This is a genomic window from Diaphorobacter sp. HDW4B (assembly GCF_011305535.1).
In the GTDB taxonomy this organism is placed as follows: domain Bacteria; phylum Pseudomonadota; class Gammaproteobacteria; order Burkholderiales; family Burkholderiaceae_C; genus Diaphorobacter_A.
Genome location: NZ_CP049905.1, coordinates 4,361,243 through 4,375,101, shown reverse-complemented (window position 1 = coordinate 4,375,101; position 13,859 = coordinate 4,361,243). Strand labels below are relative to the sequence as shown.

At 61.1% G+C, this 13,859-nt stretch carries 12 protein-coding genes and 2 tRNA genes; 8 read left to right on the top strand and 6 right to left on the bottom strand.

Going from position 1 to position 13,859, the window contains the following annotated elements; all coding sequences use genetic code 11:
• Positions 1-73: 73 nt before the first annotated feature.
• The 4 genes from G7048_RS20075 to G7048_RS20060 all read left to right on the top strand — a co-directional run bounded on the left by G7048_RS20075 (position 74) and on the right by G7048_RS20060 (position 2,864).
• On the top strand, positions 74-346 hold the full coding sequence (locus tag G7048_RS20075; protein ID WP_043387285.1) for an HU family DNA-binding protein: 273 nt from the start codon (positions 74-76) through the stop codon (positions 344-346).
• Positions 347-361: 15 nt separating this feature from the next.
• Positions 362-437, top strand: a tRNA-Val gene (locus G7048_RS20070).
• Positions 438-802: 365 nt separating this feature from the next.
• On the top strand, positions 803-2,710 hold the full coding sequence (locus tag G7048_RS20065; protein ID WP_166069837.1) for a SurA N-terminal domain-containing protein: 1,908 nt from the start codon (positions 803-805) through the stop codon (positions 2,708-2,710).
• A gap of 78 nt (positions 2,711-2,788) precedes the next feature.
• A tRNA-His gene (locus G7048_RS20060) sits at positions 2,789-2,864 on the top strand.
• Positions 2,865-3,045: 181 nt separating this feature from the next.
• Here G7048_RS20060 and G7048_RS20055 read toward each other — a convergent pair.
• The 3 genes from G7048_RS20055 to G7048_RS20045 are packed head-to-tail and all read right to left on the bottom strand — an operon-like array spanning position 3,046 to position 6,297.
• Entirely contained in the window at positions 3,046-4,029 is a 984-nt protein-coding gene (locus tag G7048_RS20055) for a tripartite tricarboxylate transporter substrate binding protein (RefSeq protein WP_166069836.1), read from the bottom strand.
• Positions 4,030-4,078: 49 nt separating this feature from the next.
• Positions 4,079-5,074, bottom strand: a complete 996-nt coding sequence (locus G7048_RS20050; protein WP_166069835.1) for a hydroxymethylglutaryl-CoA lyase — start codon at positions 5,072-5,074, stop codon at positions 4,079-4,081.
• Positions 5,074-6,297 (bottom strand): CaiB/BaiF CoA-transferase family protein, encoded by a 1,224-nt coding sequence (locus G7048_RS20045; protein ID WP_166069834.1) that lies wholly within the window; start codon positions 6,295-6,297, stop codon positions 5,074-5,076. Before G7048_RS20045 ends, G7048_RS20050 begins: the two co-directional genes overlap by 1 nt.
• Before the next feature lie 144 nt (positions 6,298-6,441).
• On the opposite strand from G7048_RS20045, the gene G7048_RS20040 reads away from it, so the two are divergent.
• The 3 genes from G7048_RS20040 to efp all read left to right on the top strand — a co-directional run bounded on the left by G7048_RS20040 (position 6,442) and on the right by efp (position 9,134).
• Positions 6,442-7,359 carry a LysR family transcriptional regulator gene (locus G7048_RS20040; protein ID WP_166069833.1) on the top strand — a complete coding sequence of 306 codons (918 nt, stop codon included), beginning with the start codon at positions 6,442-6,444 and terminating at the stop codon, positions 7,357-7,359.
• Positions 7,356-8,426: an elongation factor P maturation arginine rhamnosyltransferase EarP gene (gene earP, locus G7048_RS20035; RefSeq protein ID WP_166069832.1), complete on the top strand. Its 1,071-nt coding sequence runs from the start codon at positions 7,356-7,358 to the stop codon at positions 8,424-8,426. The genes G7048_RS20040 and earP overlap by 4 nt, the downstream gene beginning before the upstream one ends.
• Positions 8,427-8,579: 153 nt before the next feature.
• The gene (gene efp / locus G7048_RS20030) at positions 8,580-9,134 is read left to right on the top strand and encodes an elongation factor P (RefSeq protein WP_166069831.1); all 555 of its coding nucleotides are present in this window, start codon (positions 8,580-8,582) and stop codon (positions 9,132-9,134) included.
• A 326-nt stretch (positions 9,135-9,460) separates the two neighbouring features.
• Here efp and adhP read toward each other — a convergent pair whose 3' ends face one another.
• From adhP to phaR, 3 genes are all read right to left on the bottom strand, one after another.
• Positions 9,461-10,489 carry an alcohol dehydrogenase AdhP gene (gene adhP, locus G7048_RS20025; protein WP_166069830.1) on the bottom strand — a complete coding sequence of 343 codons (1,029 nt, stop codon included), beginning with the start codon at positions 10,487-10,489 and terminating at the stop codon, positions 9,461-9,463.
• A gap of 82 nt (positions 10,490-10,571) precedes the next feature.
• On the bottom strand, positions 10,572-11,963 hold the full coding sequence (gene rimO / locus G7048_RS20020) for a 30S ribosomal protein S12 methylthiotransferase RimO (RefSeq protein WP_166069829.1): 1,392 nt from the start codon (positions 11,961-11,963) through the stop codon (positions 10,572-10,574).
• Positions 11,964-12,053: 90 nt separating this feature from the next.
• A complete protein-coding gene (gene phaR, locus G7048_RS20015) occupies positions 12,054-12,635 on the bottom strand; it encodes a polyhydroxyalkanoate synthesis repressor PhaR (RefSeq protein ID WP_166069828.1) in 582 nt (193 codons plus the stop codon).
• 365 nt (positions 12,636-13,000) lie between these two features.
• Here phaR and G7048_RS20010 point away from each other — a divergent pair, with 365 nt between their 5' ends.
• A complete protein-coding gene (locus tag G7048_RS20010; protein WP_166069827.1) occupies positions 13,001-13,786 on the top strand; it encodes an MHYT domain-containing protein in 786 nt (261 codons plus the stop codon).
• The last annotated feature ends 73 nt before the right edge of the window (positions 13,787-13,859 follow it).

The window sequence follows — 13,859 nt, the reverse complement described above, 5'->3', positions numbered from 1 at the left end:
GCAACGGAAAACTCCCTCCAGGTATGCAAGAACGACGAACTAATTCCATCCACTCATTTGCGAGAGGTTCCTTGTGAATAAAACCGAACTGATTGAGCACATTGCTAACAACGCCGACATCTCCAAGGCCGCTGCTGCGCGCGCTCTGGAATCCACGATCGATGCGGTCAAGAAGACGCTGAAAAAGGGTGGCACGGTGTCGCTCGTCGGTTTCGGCACCTTCGCGGTAGGCAAGCGTGCTGCTCGTACGGGTCGCAACCCCCGTACTGGTGATACAATCAAGATCAAGGCAGCAAAAGTGCCAAAGTTCCGTCCAGGCAAAGCATTGAAAGATGCCCTGAACTGACAGGTTGATTGAAGTGGGTGCTTAGCTCAGTTGGTAGAGCGGCGCCCTTACAAGGCGTAGGTCAGCGGTTCGACCCCGTTAGCACCCACCACTAGATCCCCTCATGAAGAAGCCACCCGAAGCAATTCCGGTGGTTTTTTTGTGCCCGCACGTTTTGCAGTGCAAGCACTACTTCGGAATGCTCCGCGCGTGGCGAAAAACGCATTGGCATTGCATCCTCTGGTGGTTTGCGAGCGCGCGAGGCAACGAAATCCACGAGCGAAAAGGTACAATCTTTCGATTGCCGTCCATATTGGGCGACAAGCCTCGTTGGTGGTTGTTGCAAGCCATCGGCTCGCGGAGAGATCCGAGTCCCGCGATCCCAAGAGCCGCTGCTGCACAACGTAGCTACCCCGCCCAAGCTAAGGCGAACGCAAGGTTCGCCTTTTCTTTTGTTGCCAGAAAGATTGACTGACCATGTTTGAAGCCATCCGCAAGCACTCAAAGATAGTGATGTTCTTGCTGGTCTTGCTGATCGTTCCTTCGTTCATTCTCGTCGGTGTGAACCAAAATTATTTCACCGAGAAAAGCCCCGTTGTGGCGCGAGTGGACGGCAAGGACATCACCCAAGCCGATTGGGATGCCGCCCACCGCCAGGCGAGCGATCGCCTGCGTGCGCAGAATCCGACCATGGACAGCAAGCTGCTCGACTCGCCCCAGGCCAAGTACGAAACACTGGAACGCATTGTGCGCGACAAGGTGTATGAAACCGCTGCGCGCGACATGCACTTTGCCACCACCGATGTGCGACTGGCGCGCGAACTGCAGAAAATTCCGCAGATCGCCGCACTGCGCAAGCCCGACGGCACACTCGATGCAGAAGCCTACCGTGCACTCGTGGGTCAACAGGGCCTGACGCCCGAAGGCTTCGAGAACCAGGTGCGCTACGACCTGTCCGTGAACCAGGTGATGGGCGGCGTGCTGAACTCATCCTTCAGCACACCTCAGGAAGTGAAGCTCGCGATGGACGCCGTCTGGCAAGGTCGTGAAATTCAGGTCGCTCGCTTCGACGCCAGCAACTACACCTCCAAGGTCACCACATCGGACGCCGATGTCGAAGCCTTCTACAAGGCCAACGCACCGCGCTTCCAGCAGAACGAACAGGCCGCCGTCGAATACGTCGTGCTCGACCTCGACTCCGTGAAGGCCACCATCGTACCCAACGAAGAAGACCTGCGCACCTACTACAAGGAAAACCTCGAGCGCCTGTCCGGCAAGGAAGAGCGTCGCGCGAGCCACATTCTGATCAGCGCTTCAAAGGACGCTTCGTCCGGCGATCGCGAAAAGGCCAAGGCAAAGGCAGAACAACTGCTGGCCGAAGTGCGCAAGAACCCCGCCAGCTTCGCTGAAGTCGCCAAGAAGGAATCGCAAGATCCCGGCTCCGCCAAGACCGGCGGCGATCTGGGCTTCTTCACGCGCGGCTCGATGGTCAAGCCTTTCGAAGAAGCGGCATACGCACTCAAGAAGGGCGAGATCAGCGACGTGGTTGCCTCCGACTTCGGTTTCCACATCATCATGCTGACCGATGTGAAGACGCCTCCGCGTCCTTCGTTCGAAGAACTGCGCCCCAAGCTCGAAGCCGATCTGAAGGACCAACAGGCTCAACGCAAGTTCGCCGAAGTGGCCGACACGTTCTCGAACACTGTCTATGAACAAGGCGACAACCTCAAGGCTGTGGCCGACAAGTTCAAGCTCAAGCTCCAGACCGTGTCCAACGTCACTCGCGTGCCGGGTCCCGAAACACAAGGCCCACTCGCCAACGCCCGCTTCCTCGAAGCCCTGTTCTCGCAGGATTCGCTGCAAAGCAAGCGCTCGACAGAAGCCACGGAAGTCGGCCCCAGCATGCTCGCCGCAGGCCGCATCACAAGCTACACCCCAGCCATGACGATTCCTTGGGAACAAGCCAAGGAAAAGGCCAAGACGTTCTACATCGCCGACAAGGCGGCCGAACTGGCTCGCCAGGATGGCGATGCCAAGCTTGCCGCATGGAAGGCTGCCCCCGCATCTGCCACCGGCCTGTCCGCACCCGTCACCGTTTCACGCGAGCAAGCGCATGACCAGCCCCGCGCCGTGCTCGACGCCGTGCTGCAAGCACCCATCGAGAGCCTGCCCACTTGGGTCGGCGTGAATCTGGGCGCCGCTGGCTACGCCGTTGCGAAGGTCGAGAAGATCGTGCCACGCGCAGCGCAGGATGCAGCCACCTATCAAAAGGAACTGCAGCAATACACTCAAGTCTGGTCCGGCGTGGAAGCCATGGCCTACTACGACTTGCTCAAGCAACACTACAAGGCCGAAATCAAGGCTCCGCGCCCCAGCGCAGAATAATTTGGACAATTTGATAAAAAACTTCACAGTTTTCCAAACGGACCAAAATATCGCGTTATAATTTCAATCTACACTACGGTGGCTGTAGCTCAGTTGGTAGAGTCCAGGATTGTGATTCCTGTTGTCGTGGGTTCGAGCCCCATCAGCCACCCCAAATACCCAAGGCCCCTTGAGAAATCAAGGGGCCTTGTCGTTTCTGGGTTCTACCGCCAATGAAACGGTCTCTGCATCACCCAAAGCTGCACACACCCAAAAGAAATGGCCTCGTGCTTTCACACGAGGCCATGTGGTATGCATCACTTGCCCCCAGCGCGATGCCGGATGCGATCAGTACATCAATCCGCTTCGATCTTCGCGCTCTTCACCACGCCTGCCCAGTTCACATAGTCGGCCTTCACGCGGTCGCCGAATTGCTGTGGGTTCTGGTAGTCGGCGGTTGCGCCCTGCTCTTCGGCCTTCTTGCGGAAGGCAGGGTCTTCCACCACCTTCTTCAGATCGGCGGTGAGCTTGTCGATGACGGGCTTGGGCACGGCCGCTGGAGCGAACAGACCGAACCACGAAGTCGCGTTCACACCGGCAAAGCCCGCTTCAGCGGTGGTCGGCACGTTGGGAAGGCTGGGCAGGCGCTCTTTGCCCGTCACCGCCAGCACGCGCAGCTTGCCCGCCTGGATGTGCGGCATGAAAGGAGGCGCGGTGCCGAATGTCAGGTCGACCTGTCCGCCCAGCAGATCCTGCAGCGCCGGGCCGGTGCCCTTGTAGGGCACGTGGACCATCTTGATGCCCGCTTGCTGCTCCAGCATCGCGCCGGTCACGTGCTGCAGCGAGCCATTGCCGGATGATGCGTAGTTGAGCTTGCCGGGATGGGCCTTGGCGTAAGCCACCAGTTCCTGCAGCGTCTTGGCGGGAACGCTGTCGCGCACGACGATGATCTGCGGCGCGGACATGATGTTGCCGATCGGCTGGAAGTCTTTCTGCTCCCACTGCGGTGCCTTGGTGATGTGCGGCGTGATCACGTGGTAGCCGGAGTACTGCATCAGCAGCGTGTAGCCATCCGGCTCGGCGCGCTTGACGAAGGTGGCGGCGATGGCGCCATTGCCACCCCCCTTGTTGTCCACCACCACGGATTGGCCGATGGCCGGACCGAGCGCCTGCGCGGCCATGCGACCCGCGAGGTCGGTGGTGCCGCCAGCTGCGGCTGGAACGACAAAGGTGATCGTGCGATTCGGGAAATTACCCTGTGCCGTTGCGCTGCCCGCAATGGACATGCCCAGTGCGCTCAGCGCAAGTGCGGCGACGAGTGGACGACGTTGAAGGTTCATGGGCTGTCTCCTGTTGATTTGTAGAACGAGAAATGAGTGGAAGATCGGCTCAGGCCGCGCGTGGCTGTTGTTGATCGCGGGCCAGAGCACGTTCGCGAATGGCATCGAAGTCGGCAGGCACGGGATGCGTATCCAGTCGCTTGCCAGCCTTGACGATCTGGCTAGGCACATCATGGCCGATCAGCGCGGGCAGGCTTTGCGAAGCTCCGATCAGCAGATCGAGATTCACGCCCGTGTCGTAGCCCATGCATTGCAGCGCATGCACGATCTCCTCGCTGCACACATTGCCGGAAGCGCCCGGCGCATAAGGGCAACCGCCCAGCCCGCCGAGCGACGCATCGAACTGCCGTGCGCCTGCATCGATGGCAGCCAGCACATTGGACAGCCCCATGCCGCGCGTATTGTGGAAATGCAGGGTGAATTCGGTTTTCGGCCAGCATTTGATGGCATGGGACGTGATACGCGCGACTTGCGACGGAAACGCCATGCCCGTGGTGTCGCACAGCGTGATGCCCTGCACGCCCAAGTCTGCAAAGCGCTGCACGAAGCCGAACACCTGCTCCTCCTGCACATCGCCCTCCATCGGGCAACCGAACACGCAGGACAACGACACATTCACCGGCACCTTGGCCTGCTGCGCGAGTGCGATCACCTGCGACAGCGCGGCAAACGACTGCTCGCGCGTCATGCGCAGGTTGGCGATGTTGTGCGTTTCGCTCACCGACATCACCAGATTCAACTCATCGGTACGCGCGTCGATGGCACGCTCCGCGCCGCGCATGTTGGGCACCAATGCGGTATAGACCACGCCCGGCACGCGCTCGATTTCGCGCATCACGATTTCCGCATCACGCAGCGCGGGAATCGCGGTTGGCGAGGTGAAAGACGACACCTCGATCTTCGCCAAACCCGCATGCGACAAGGCATTCACCAGCGCAATCTTGTCTTCGGTCGGCACGAACTGCTGCTCCATCTGCAGCCCATCGCGCGTACCCACTTCGCACATGCGAATGCGTGTGCCATTGCCATTCCAGACGGTGCTCATTATTGAATCACTCCCTTGTTGCGCAGCAGCGTGATCTGCTCTTGTGTGAGACCTGCTTCGGCCAGCACGGCATCGGTGTCATCACCCAAGCCGGGCGCAGAAGAACGCACACCGCCCGGCGTGCCCGACATCTTGGGAATCACGCCCGGCACCGTCACCGAATAGCCGTCGCGCGTTTCCTGCGTGAGCAGCATCTCGCGCGCCTTGTAGTGCGGATCTTCGGCGATGTCCTTGGCGGTGTAGACCTTGCCGGCCGGAACACGCGCTGCACCCAGCCCGTCCATGACTTCCTGCACTGTGCGCGCCGAGGTCCATTGGCCAATCGCCGCGTCGATCTCTCCCACGCGCGCCACGCGGCCCGCGTTGCTTGCAAGGTCGGGCGCATCGGCGAAATCCTGCCTGCCGATGGTCGTCATCAAGCGCTTGAAAATGCTGTCGCCATTGCCCGCCACCAGCACCCAGCCATCCTTGCACGGATAGGCATTCGATGGCGCAATGCCGGGCAGCGCACTGCCCGCAGCCTCGCGCACCGCGCCGAAAGCGCTGTATTCGGGAATCAGACTTTCCATGCAGTTGAACACCGCTTCGTGCAGCGCCACGTCGATCACCTGCCCCTTGCCGCCATGCGCCTTGCGGTGGTAGAGCGCCATCAGCACACCGATCGCGCCATGCAGCGCGGCCAGCGTATCGCCGATCGACACACCCACGCGCACCGGCACGCGGCCCGGCTCGGCCGTCAGATGGCGCAGGCCACCCATGGCCTCGCCGATCACGCCAAAGCCCGGCAGATCGCGGTACGGGCCGGTCTGGCCATAACCGGAAATCCGCAGAATGATCAGCCCCGGATTGAGCGCATGCAGTTCGTCGGGCGACATGCCCCAACCTTCCAGCGTGCCCGGACGGAAGTTCTCGATCAGCACATCGGCCTCGGCAATCAGCTTGCGCGCGATGTCCTGCGCTTCTTGCTGACGCAGGTCGAGGGCCACCGATTTCTTGTTGCGCGACTGCACCTGCCACCACACGGAGGTGCCGTTCTTGAGCAATCGCCAGTTGCGCAGCGGATCACCCGTGCCAGTGGCTTCGATCTTGATGATCTCCGCGCCAAAGTCGCCCAGCGTCTTGCCGCAGAACGGACCGGCGATGAGCTGCCCCATTTCCACCACGCGCACGCCCGCCAATGCGGTCGGTGTCAGTTGCGCGGCTGCTTTTGCCTGCTCGGTCATTGTTTGTCTCCATTCAGAACTTGAGTTCAATGCATCACTTGGGCGCGATGTTCGCGCGATTCGTCAGACACGCAAAACGCTGATGCACGACGCTGCCATCGCATTTCGGCATGGCAGGGCGACAAAGGCGATAATCGGGGCTTCATGAAACTCGATCCCGTATCCCTGCGCCTGTTCGTGGCCGTGATGGAAGAAAGCGCCATCGCCCGTGCCGCCGCGCGCGAGCACATCGCCGCATCGGCCGCCAGCCGCCGCCTGGCCGAGCTGGAAGACACGCTGCAGGTGGAGCTTTTCAACCGCAGCAATCGCGGCACCGAGCCCACGCCCGCAGCCTTTGCGCTGCTCCATCTGGCGCGCGGCGTGCTCAACGATCTGGACGGAATCGCCACGCAGATGCGCGACTACGGCGCCGGCGTGCGCGGCCATGTGCGCGTGGTGGCCAACATCTCCGCGATCACCCAGTTTCTGCCTGCCGAACTGCAAAGCTTCATGGCGGCGCACCCGCAAGTGCAGGTTCAGTTGCAAGAACAGATCAGCACCAGCGTGGCGCATTCCGTGGCCGAGAACGCGGCCGACGTGGGCATTCTGAACCACGGCAGCTACGGCGAAGAAGTCACGCTGCTGCCCTATCGCGAAGATGAGCTGGTCGTCGCCGTACCCGCCAGCCATGCTCTGGCGCGACGGCGCAGCCTGCGATTTGCCGACATCCTGCCCTTCGACATCGTCGGCATGCACCCCGGCAGCGCCATCAACAACCTGCTGATGCGCCACGCATCGGAGCACGAAATCCCGCTCAAGCTGCGCATTCAAGTCACCAGCTACGACGCGCAATGCCTGATGGTTTCAGCTGGATTGGGCGTGGGCATACTGCCGCTGGGCAGTGCGCAAATCTACCGGGGCGCGCTCGCGCTGCGCACCATTCCACTGGCCGAACCATGGGCCAAACGCAAGCTATCGTTGTGCGTGCGCTCGCTCGAATCGCTCTCCGGCGTGGCTCGCCTGCTGGTGGATCATCTCCGCGCAGGCTCTGGCGCAGGCAACAACGCCGTTTCCAAACCATGAATTCTTCGCCACAACAACCCCAGCGCTGGGACATCTTCTGTCAGGTCATCGACAACTTTGGCGACGTCGGCGTGTGCTGGCGTCTTGCTGCCGATCTGGGCGCTCGTGGCCATCGGGTGCGCCTGTTCATCGACGACGCAAGCGCACTGCAGTGGATGGCACCGAATGGTGCTCAGGGCGTGACGGTGCATCCTTGGCCCACGCAGGCACCACAAGATGATCCCGGCGATGTCGTGATCGAAGCCTTTGGCTGCGAGATTCCCGAAGCCGTCATCGCCGCCATTGCGCAGAAGACGAGCGACGGCAAGAACAGTCTCGTCTGGATCAATCTCGAATACCTGTCCGCCGAAAGCTATGTCGAGCGCTGCCATGCCCTGCCCTCACCGATCATGAGCGGCCCGGCAGCCGGGTTGACGCGCTGGTTCTTCTATCCCGGCTTCACCGAACCAACCGGCGGACTTCTTCGCGAGCCCGATCTGGCCGCGCGCCAAGCCGCTTTCGACCGCGATACTTGGCGTGCCAAGCAGGGGCTCGCCAAAGAAGACACCGCTTTCTCGCTGTTCTGCTACGAGCCCCCCGCGTTCCCACAGGTTTTCGCCGATCACCGCTTCACCGCCCAGTGGCTGGTCACTCCGGGCCGCGCCGCCGCCATGGTGCGCGCCGCGCTGCTGCCCGCTCATTCCGACAACCTGCGTTTTCTGCCGCCCGTCACCCAACCAGAATTCGACGAAATGCTCTGGGCCTGCGACCTGAATTTCGTGCGGGGCGAAGACTCGCTCGTGCGTGCGTTGTGGGCCGGTCAGCCGTTCATCTGGCAGATCTACCCGCAGCACGACAACGCCCATCACGAAAAGCTCGACGCGTTTCTCGATTGGATGCAGGCCCCGCCCTCGCTGCGCGCCGCGCATGCCGTCTGGAACGAACTGCCGGAAGCGACGAACATGCCTACCATCAGCAAGGACATGCTGGCGGAATGGCGCGCCTGCACCCAGTCCGCAAAGGCCCGGTTGTGGGCCCAAAACGACCTTCTGACGCAATTGCTGGGGTTCGTTGCAGAAAAAAGCTAAAATAGTCGTCTTTGCGCCAAACGAAGGCAGCACATCCCGTGCCCAGCCGGCGCGTCCCGCCGCGGACCATGCGCCGGGGTGACAGGGCAGTCCCAGCGACCTCGCCCATACGCCCCGCCCTGTGGAGCGGCCCAACTCGCAGTCAAGCAAGCTATGAAAATCGCTCAAGAAATCCGCGCCGGCAATGTGATCATGCACGGGAAGGACCCCATGGTCGTTCTGAAGACCGAATACGCACGCGGCGGCCGTGGCGCTGCCACCGTGCGCATGAAGCTCAAGAGCCTGATCGGCAACTTCGGCACGGAAAACGTGTTCAAGGCCGACGACAAGATCGACAACGTCATCCTGGACAAGAAGGATTGCACGTACTCCTACTTCGCCGACCCGATGTACGTCTGGATGGACCCTGAGTTCAACCAGTACGAAGTCGAAGCCGAAAACATGGGCGACGCCATCAACTACCTCGAAGACGGCATGACCGCCGAAGTGGTGTTCTATGACGGCAAGGCCATCTCGGTCGAACTGCCCACTTCCGTCGTGCGCGAAATCACCTGGACCGAACCAGCCGTCAAGGGCGACACATCGGGCAAGGTTCTGAAGCCAGCCAAGATCGCCACCGGCTTCGAAGTGTCCGTGCCGCTGTTCGTGGCTCAAGAAGACAAGATCGAAATCGACACACGTACTGGCGAATACCGCAAGCGCGTGTAATGAGTGTTGAACGGGTTTCGGCCCGTTCTTTTCCATTGCTTGAGAAGGCCTCCCCTGAGTTGGGAGGCTTTTTCTTTTTTGGCTTCTGCTGGGACGTTGTTTACGGAGGCCGGGAATTCCGCCCGGCGGCGGAGTGACTTTTCGCTGGCGCGCGAAAAGTCACCAAAAGCGCGCGTTGAAGTCATCCGGCGGAACTCGACTTCGCGCCGTAGGCGCTCCGCTCGGACAACCGCCGGAAGTCAGTTTGGAAGAGGTGTGTTACGGCACTTCGCGTTGCTCGTGCCCATACATCCCGCGACGTCGCGGGATGGTTGGTCCGCCCTGCCTTAACTGGCCATGTCCAGCACCACTCTTCCCTCGATCGTGTTGGCGCGCATGCGGTCGAAGATGTGGTTGATGTTTTCCAGCTTGTCCGTGCTCACGGTCGCGGCCACCTTGCCCAAGGCTGCAAAGTCCAACGACTCTTGCAGGTCCAGGCGCGAGCCGACGATGGAGCCGCGTACGGTCACGCCATTCAGCACCATGTTGAAGATGGACAGCTCGAAGCCTCCGGGTGGCAAGCCAACGAGGGAAACCGTACCGCCGCGGCGCACCATGCCGAGCGATTGCTCGAATGCCTTGGGCGAGACGGCCGTGACCAAAGCGCCGTGGGCACCGCCGATGTGCTTCTTGATGTAGGCCGCCGGGTCTTCCTTGAGCGCGTTGACCGTGACCGTTGCGCCAAGGCGGCTGGCGAGGTTCAGCTTGGCATCGTCCACATCGACGGCTGCGACGTTCATGCCCATGGCCTTGGCGTATTGCACGGCCATGTGGCCGAGACCGCCAATGCCGGAGATGACGACCCAGTTGCCGGGTTTGCAGTCGGTCATCTTCAGGCCCTTGTAGACCGTCACGCCCGCGCAGAGGATAGGCGCGATCTGGATGAAGTCGGCGCTGTCGGGCAGCAGGCCGACGTAGTTTGCATCGGCCAGCGCGTATTCCGCAAAGCCGCCGTTGACCGAGTAGCCGGTGTTCTTCTGCTGCTCGCACAGCGTTTCCCAACCGCCGAGGCAGTGCTCGCAGTGGCCGCAGGCGCTGTAGAGCCACGGGATGCCGACACGGTCGCCCTCTTTCACGTGGGTGACGCCCGCGCCGACGGCGGCCACGTAGCCTACGCCTTCGTGACCGGGGATGAACGGGGGATTGGGTTTGACGGGCCAGTCGCCCGATGCAGCGTGCAGGTCGGTGTGGCAGACACCGCAGGCTGCGATCTTGACGAGCACATGGCCGGGATCGGGGCGCGGAACCTGGACTTCTTCGATGACGAGTGGCTTGCCGAATTCGCGGACGACCGCCGCCTTCATGGTGGATTGCATGGACTGACTCCTTCCTGAGAAGAAGTCAGAATCGCATTAATCCAGCTATCGGTCGTTGATTCGAGTCAAGAGTCCAACGAGGTCAGATCGGCACACCGACCAGGTCGTGACCTTGCGTGCCGACGATGCGCGCCTTGGTGAATTCGCCGACCTTGTAGGTCTTGCTGATCTTCTCGGGCGGCAGCAGATGCACGACGGCGTCGATTTCCGGCGCATCGGCATAGCTGCGGCCCACGCCGCCCTTCTTGCCCAGCGCAATGGACTTGTCGACCAGCACCTGCATGGTCTGGCCGATGCGGCGCTGCAGGCGGGCAATCGACACCTCCTCGGCCACCGCCATGAAGCGCGAGCGGCGCTCTTCGCGCACTTCCAGCGGCAGCATGCCGGGCAGTTCGTTGGCGGCTGCACCTTCGACGTCGCTGTAGGCAAAGCAGCCCGCACGGTCGATCCCGGCTTCACGAATGAAGTCGAGCAGATGCTGGAATTCCTCTTCCGTCTCGCCGGGGAAACCTGCGATGAATGTGCTGCGGATCACCAGCTCAGGGCAGATTTCGCGCCATTTCTGGATGCGCTCCAGATTGCGCTCGCCGCTGGCGGGACGCTTCATGCGCTTGAGCACATCGGGGTGGCTGTGCTGCAACGGCACATCCAGATAAGGCAGCACGCTGCCGGTGGCCATCAGCGGAATCACGTCGTCCACGCTGGGGTACGGGTACACGTAATGCAGGCGCACCCACGCACCGTAGGGCTTGGCGATTTCGCCCAGCGTCTGCACCAGTTCCAGCATGCGGGTCTTGACGGGCTTGCCGTCCCAGAAACCGGTGCGGTACTTCACATCCACGCCGTAGGCCGAGGTGTCCTGGCTGATCACCAGCAGTTCCTTCACGCCACCCGCGAACAGCGCGTGCGCTTCCTTGAGCACATCGCCAATCGGGCGCGACACCAGATCGCCACGCATCGATGGGATGATGCAGAACGTGCAGCGGTGGTTGCAGCCTTCGCTGATCTTTAAGTACGCGTAATGCCTGGGCGTGAGCTTGAGCCCCGCCTCGCCGAATGCGCCCGGCACCAGATCAATGAACGGATCGTGCGGCTTGGGCAGGTGCGTGTGCACCGCATTCATCACCTCATCGGTGGCATGCGGGCCGGTCACCGCCAGCACGCTGGGGTGCACTTCGCGGATCAGGTTGTCGCTCTCCTTGCCCGCCTTGGCACCCAGACAGCCCGTGACGATCACCTTGCCGTTTTCGGCGAGTGCTTCACCAATCGTGTCCAGACTTTCGCGCACTGCGTCGTCGATGAAACCGCAGGTGTTGACGATCACCAGATCGGCACCCTGAAAGGTTTTGGACGTTTCATAGCCCTCGGCGCTCAGTTGCGTGAGTATCAGTTCGCTGTCGGTCAATGCCTTCGGGCATCCGAGGCTGACAAATCCGACTTTGGGTGTTTTCGTGGGGGTGGCTGCTTCGCTCATCCCTCTATTGTCCCAGTTCTCGGGAACTGCTGCCGTTGGTTGGTTTTGAGAATGACGGGAAATAGCCTTCTCCCGCCATCCCAGCTCGGATCAGCGCTTGATGCCGAAGGCTCCCAGCATCTGTTCGGTCTGCTTTTGCATCTGCTCGGTCTGTTTCTGCATCTGCTCCTGCATCTGCGTGAACATGGCCTGCGACTGCTCCATGTAGTTGCCCATCATGCCCTTGTAGACGGGTGACTGCGGGCTCATGAACTGGGTCCACATTTCGGGCGTGAGGCCCTTGGCCTGCTCGGACATCTTGTTCTGCATGTCGGTGAAGGCCTGGATGTTCTTCTCCAGATACGAGCCCATGAAGCCCTGCATCGCATGGCCGTAGAAACGGATGATGTTGGCCAGCACGGCCTCGGTGAACATGGGCGCGCCGCCCGCTTCCTCTTCCAGAATGATCTGCAGCAGGATGCTGCGGGTCAGGTCCTCACCGGACTTGGCGTCGCGCACCACGACGGATTCGCCAGCCATGACCAGTTCCTTGACTTCCATCAGCGTGATGTAGGTGGAGGTGGATGTGTCGTACAGACGGCGGTTCGGGTATTTCTTGATCACGCGCTGCGCAGTCGGGTTTTCGGGCGTTTGGTTCTCTTCTTGCACAGGCGGCTCCTCGGACTTATCCATGTTTGATCAACGTTCAACTTCGCGGCAATCACATGCTGCCGTTTGATTCTAGGCAGTGGCCCGCTTTGCGCTTCGCTGGGTTTCCCTGATGCGCTTTGGGTAGATTGATTTTCGTGCAGGTCGTTCACGGTTCTGTGCGAACGTACGAAATATTCCGTCGCATGCCATCGCATGCTCCCCCAGCAGCACATTTCCCGTCACGCAATTGAAACAATCAATCAACAATTCAAAATAAATGTTAATTTGCTAATAAATTTTAGCTATTCATATTTCAATATTGATACACAACAAATAACATCTGGAGACAGATTCACGCAGGACAACACCCTGCTCCATCACTCAAACCAACCGAGGGCCCACGCATCATGAACGAAACACTGCAAGCCGGAGAACTGCTTCTCGAACCCACCTACGAAATCGGGCTGATCGCCCTTTCGTACTGCATTTCCGTGCTCGGCGCGTTCGTCGCGCTCACCGCCGCGCAGCACATCCGCACCGGTCGTGGGATCAGCTGGCTGAACCTGCTGGCGGCCGGCACGGCGCTCGGCGGCATCGGCGTGTGGTCCATGCACTTCACCGGCATGTTGGCGCTCAACCTGAGCATGGCATCGGGCTACTCGGCGTTCGAAACCATCATCTCCCTGATCGCAGCCATCGGTGCCACCTGCCTGGCACTCGGCTACGTGGCGAAGGCGCCGGGCAACAACGTACGCGTGGTGACCGCCGGCGGCCTGCTCGGTCTGGGCGTGGCCGTGATGCACTATCTCGGAATGTTCGGCATGCGCTTTCCCGGCTACATCATCTGGTCGTGGGGCATCATTGCCATCTCCGTCGTGATCGCCATGGTGGCCGCCAGCGCCGCTCTCTGGCTGGCCTTCCGCACCAAGTCGCTCGCCATGCGCGGCGTCGCCGCAGCGGTGATGGGCGTGGCTGTCTGCTCCATGCACTACACCAGCATGGCTGCCGCCGATTTCGTCTGCACATCGGCTTCGCAGCGCTTTGCCACACCACAAGGCCTGCTGGTGTTCAGTTCCATGGAACTGCCCCTCCTCACCGCCATCGCCGCCATCGGCATGGCCGTGCTGATCGGCTACGACCAACTGCTGCAACGCAACTTCGGCGCACGCCGCACAAGCCGCGCCATGAACTGATCTGACTCGGGGAGGTGGGTTGAGTCGGCACAGCGGTTCATCTCCCTCAACACAGTGGCTCACAACGACAAAG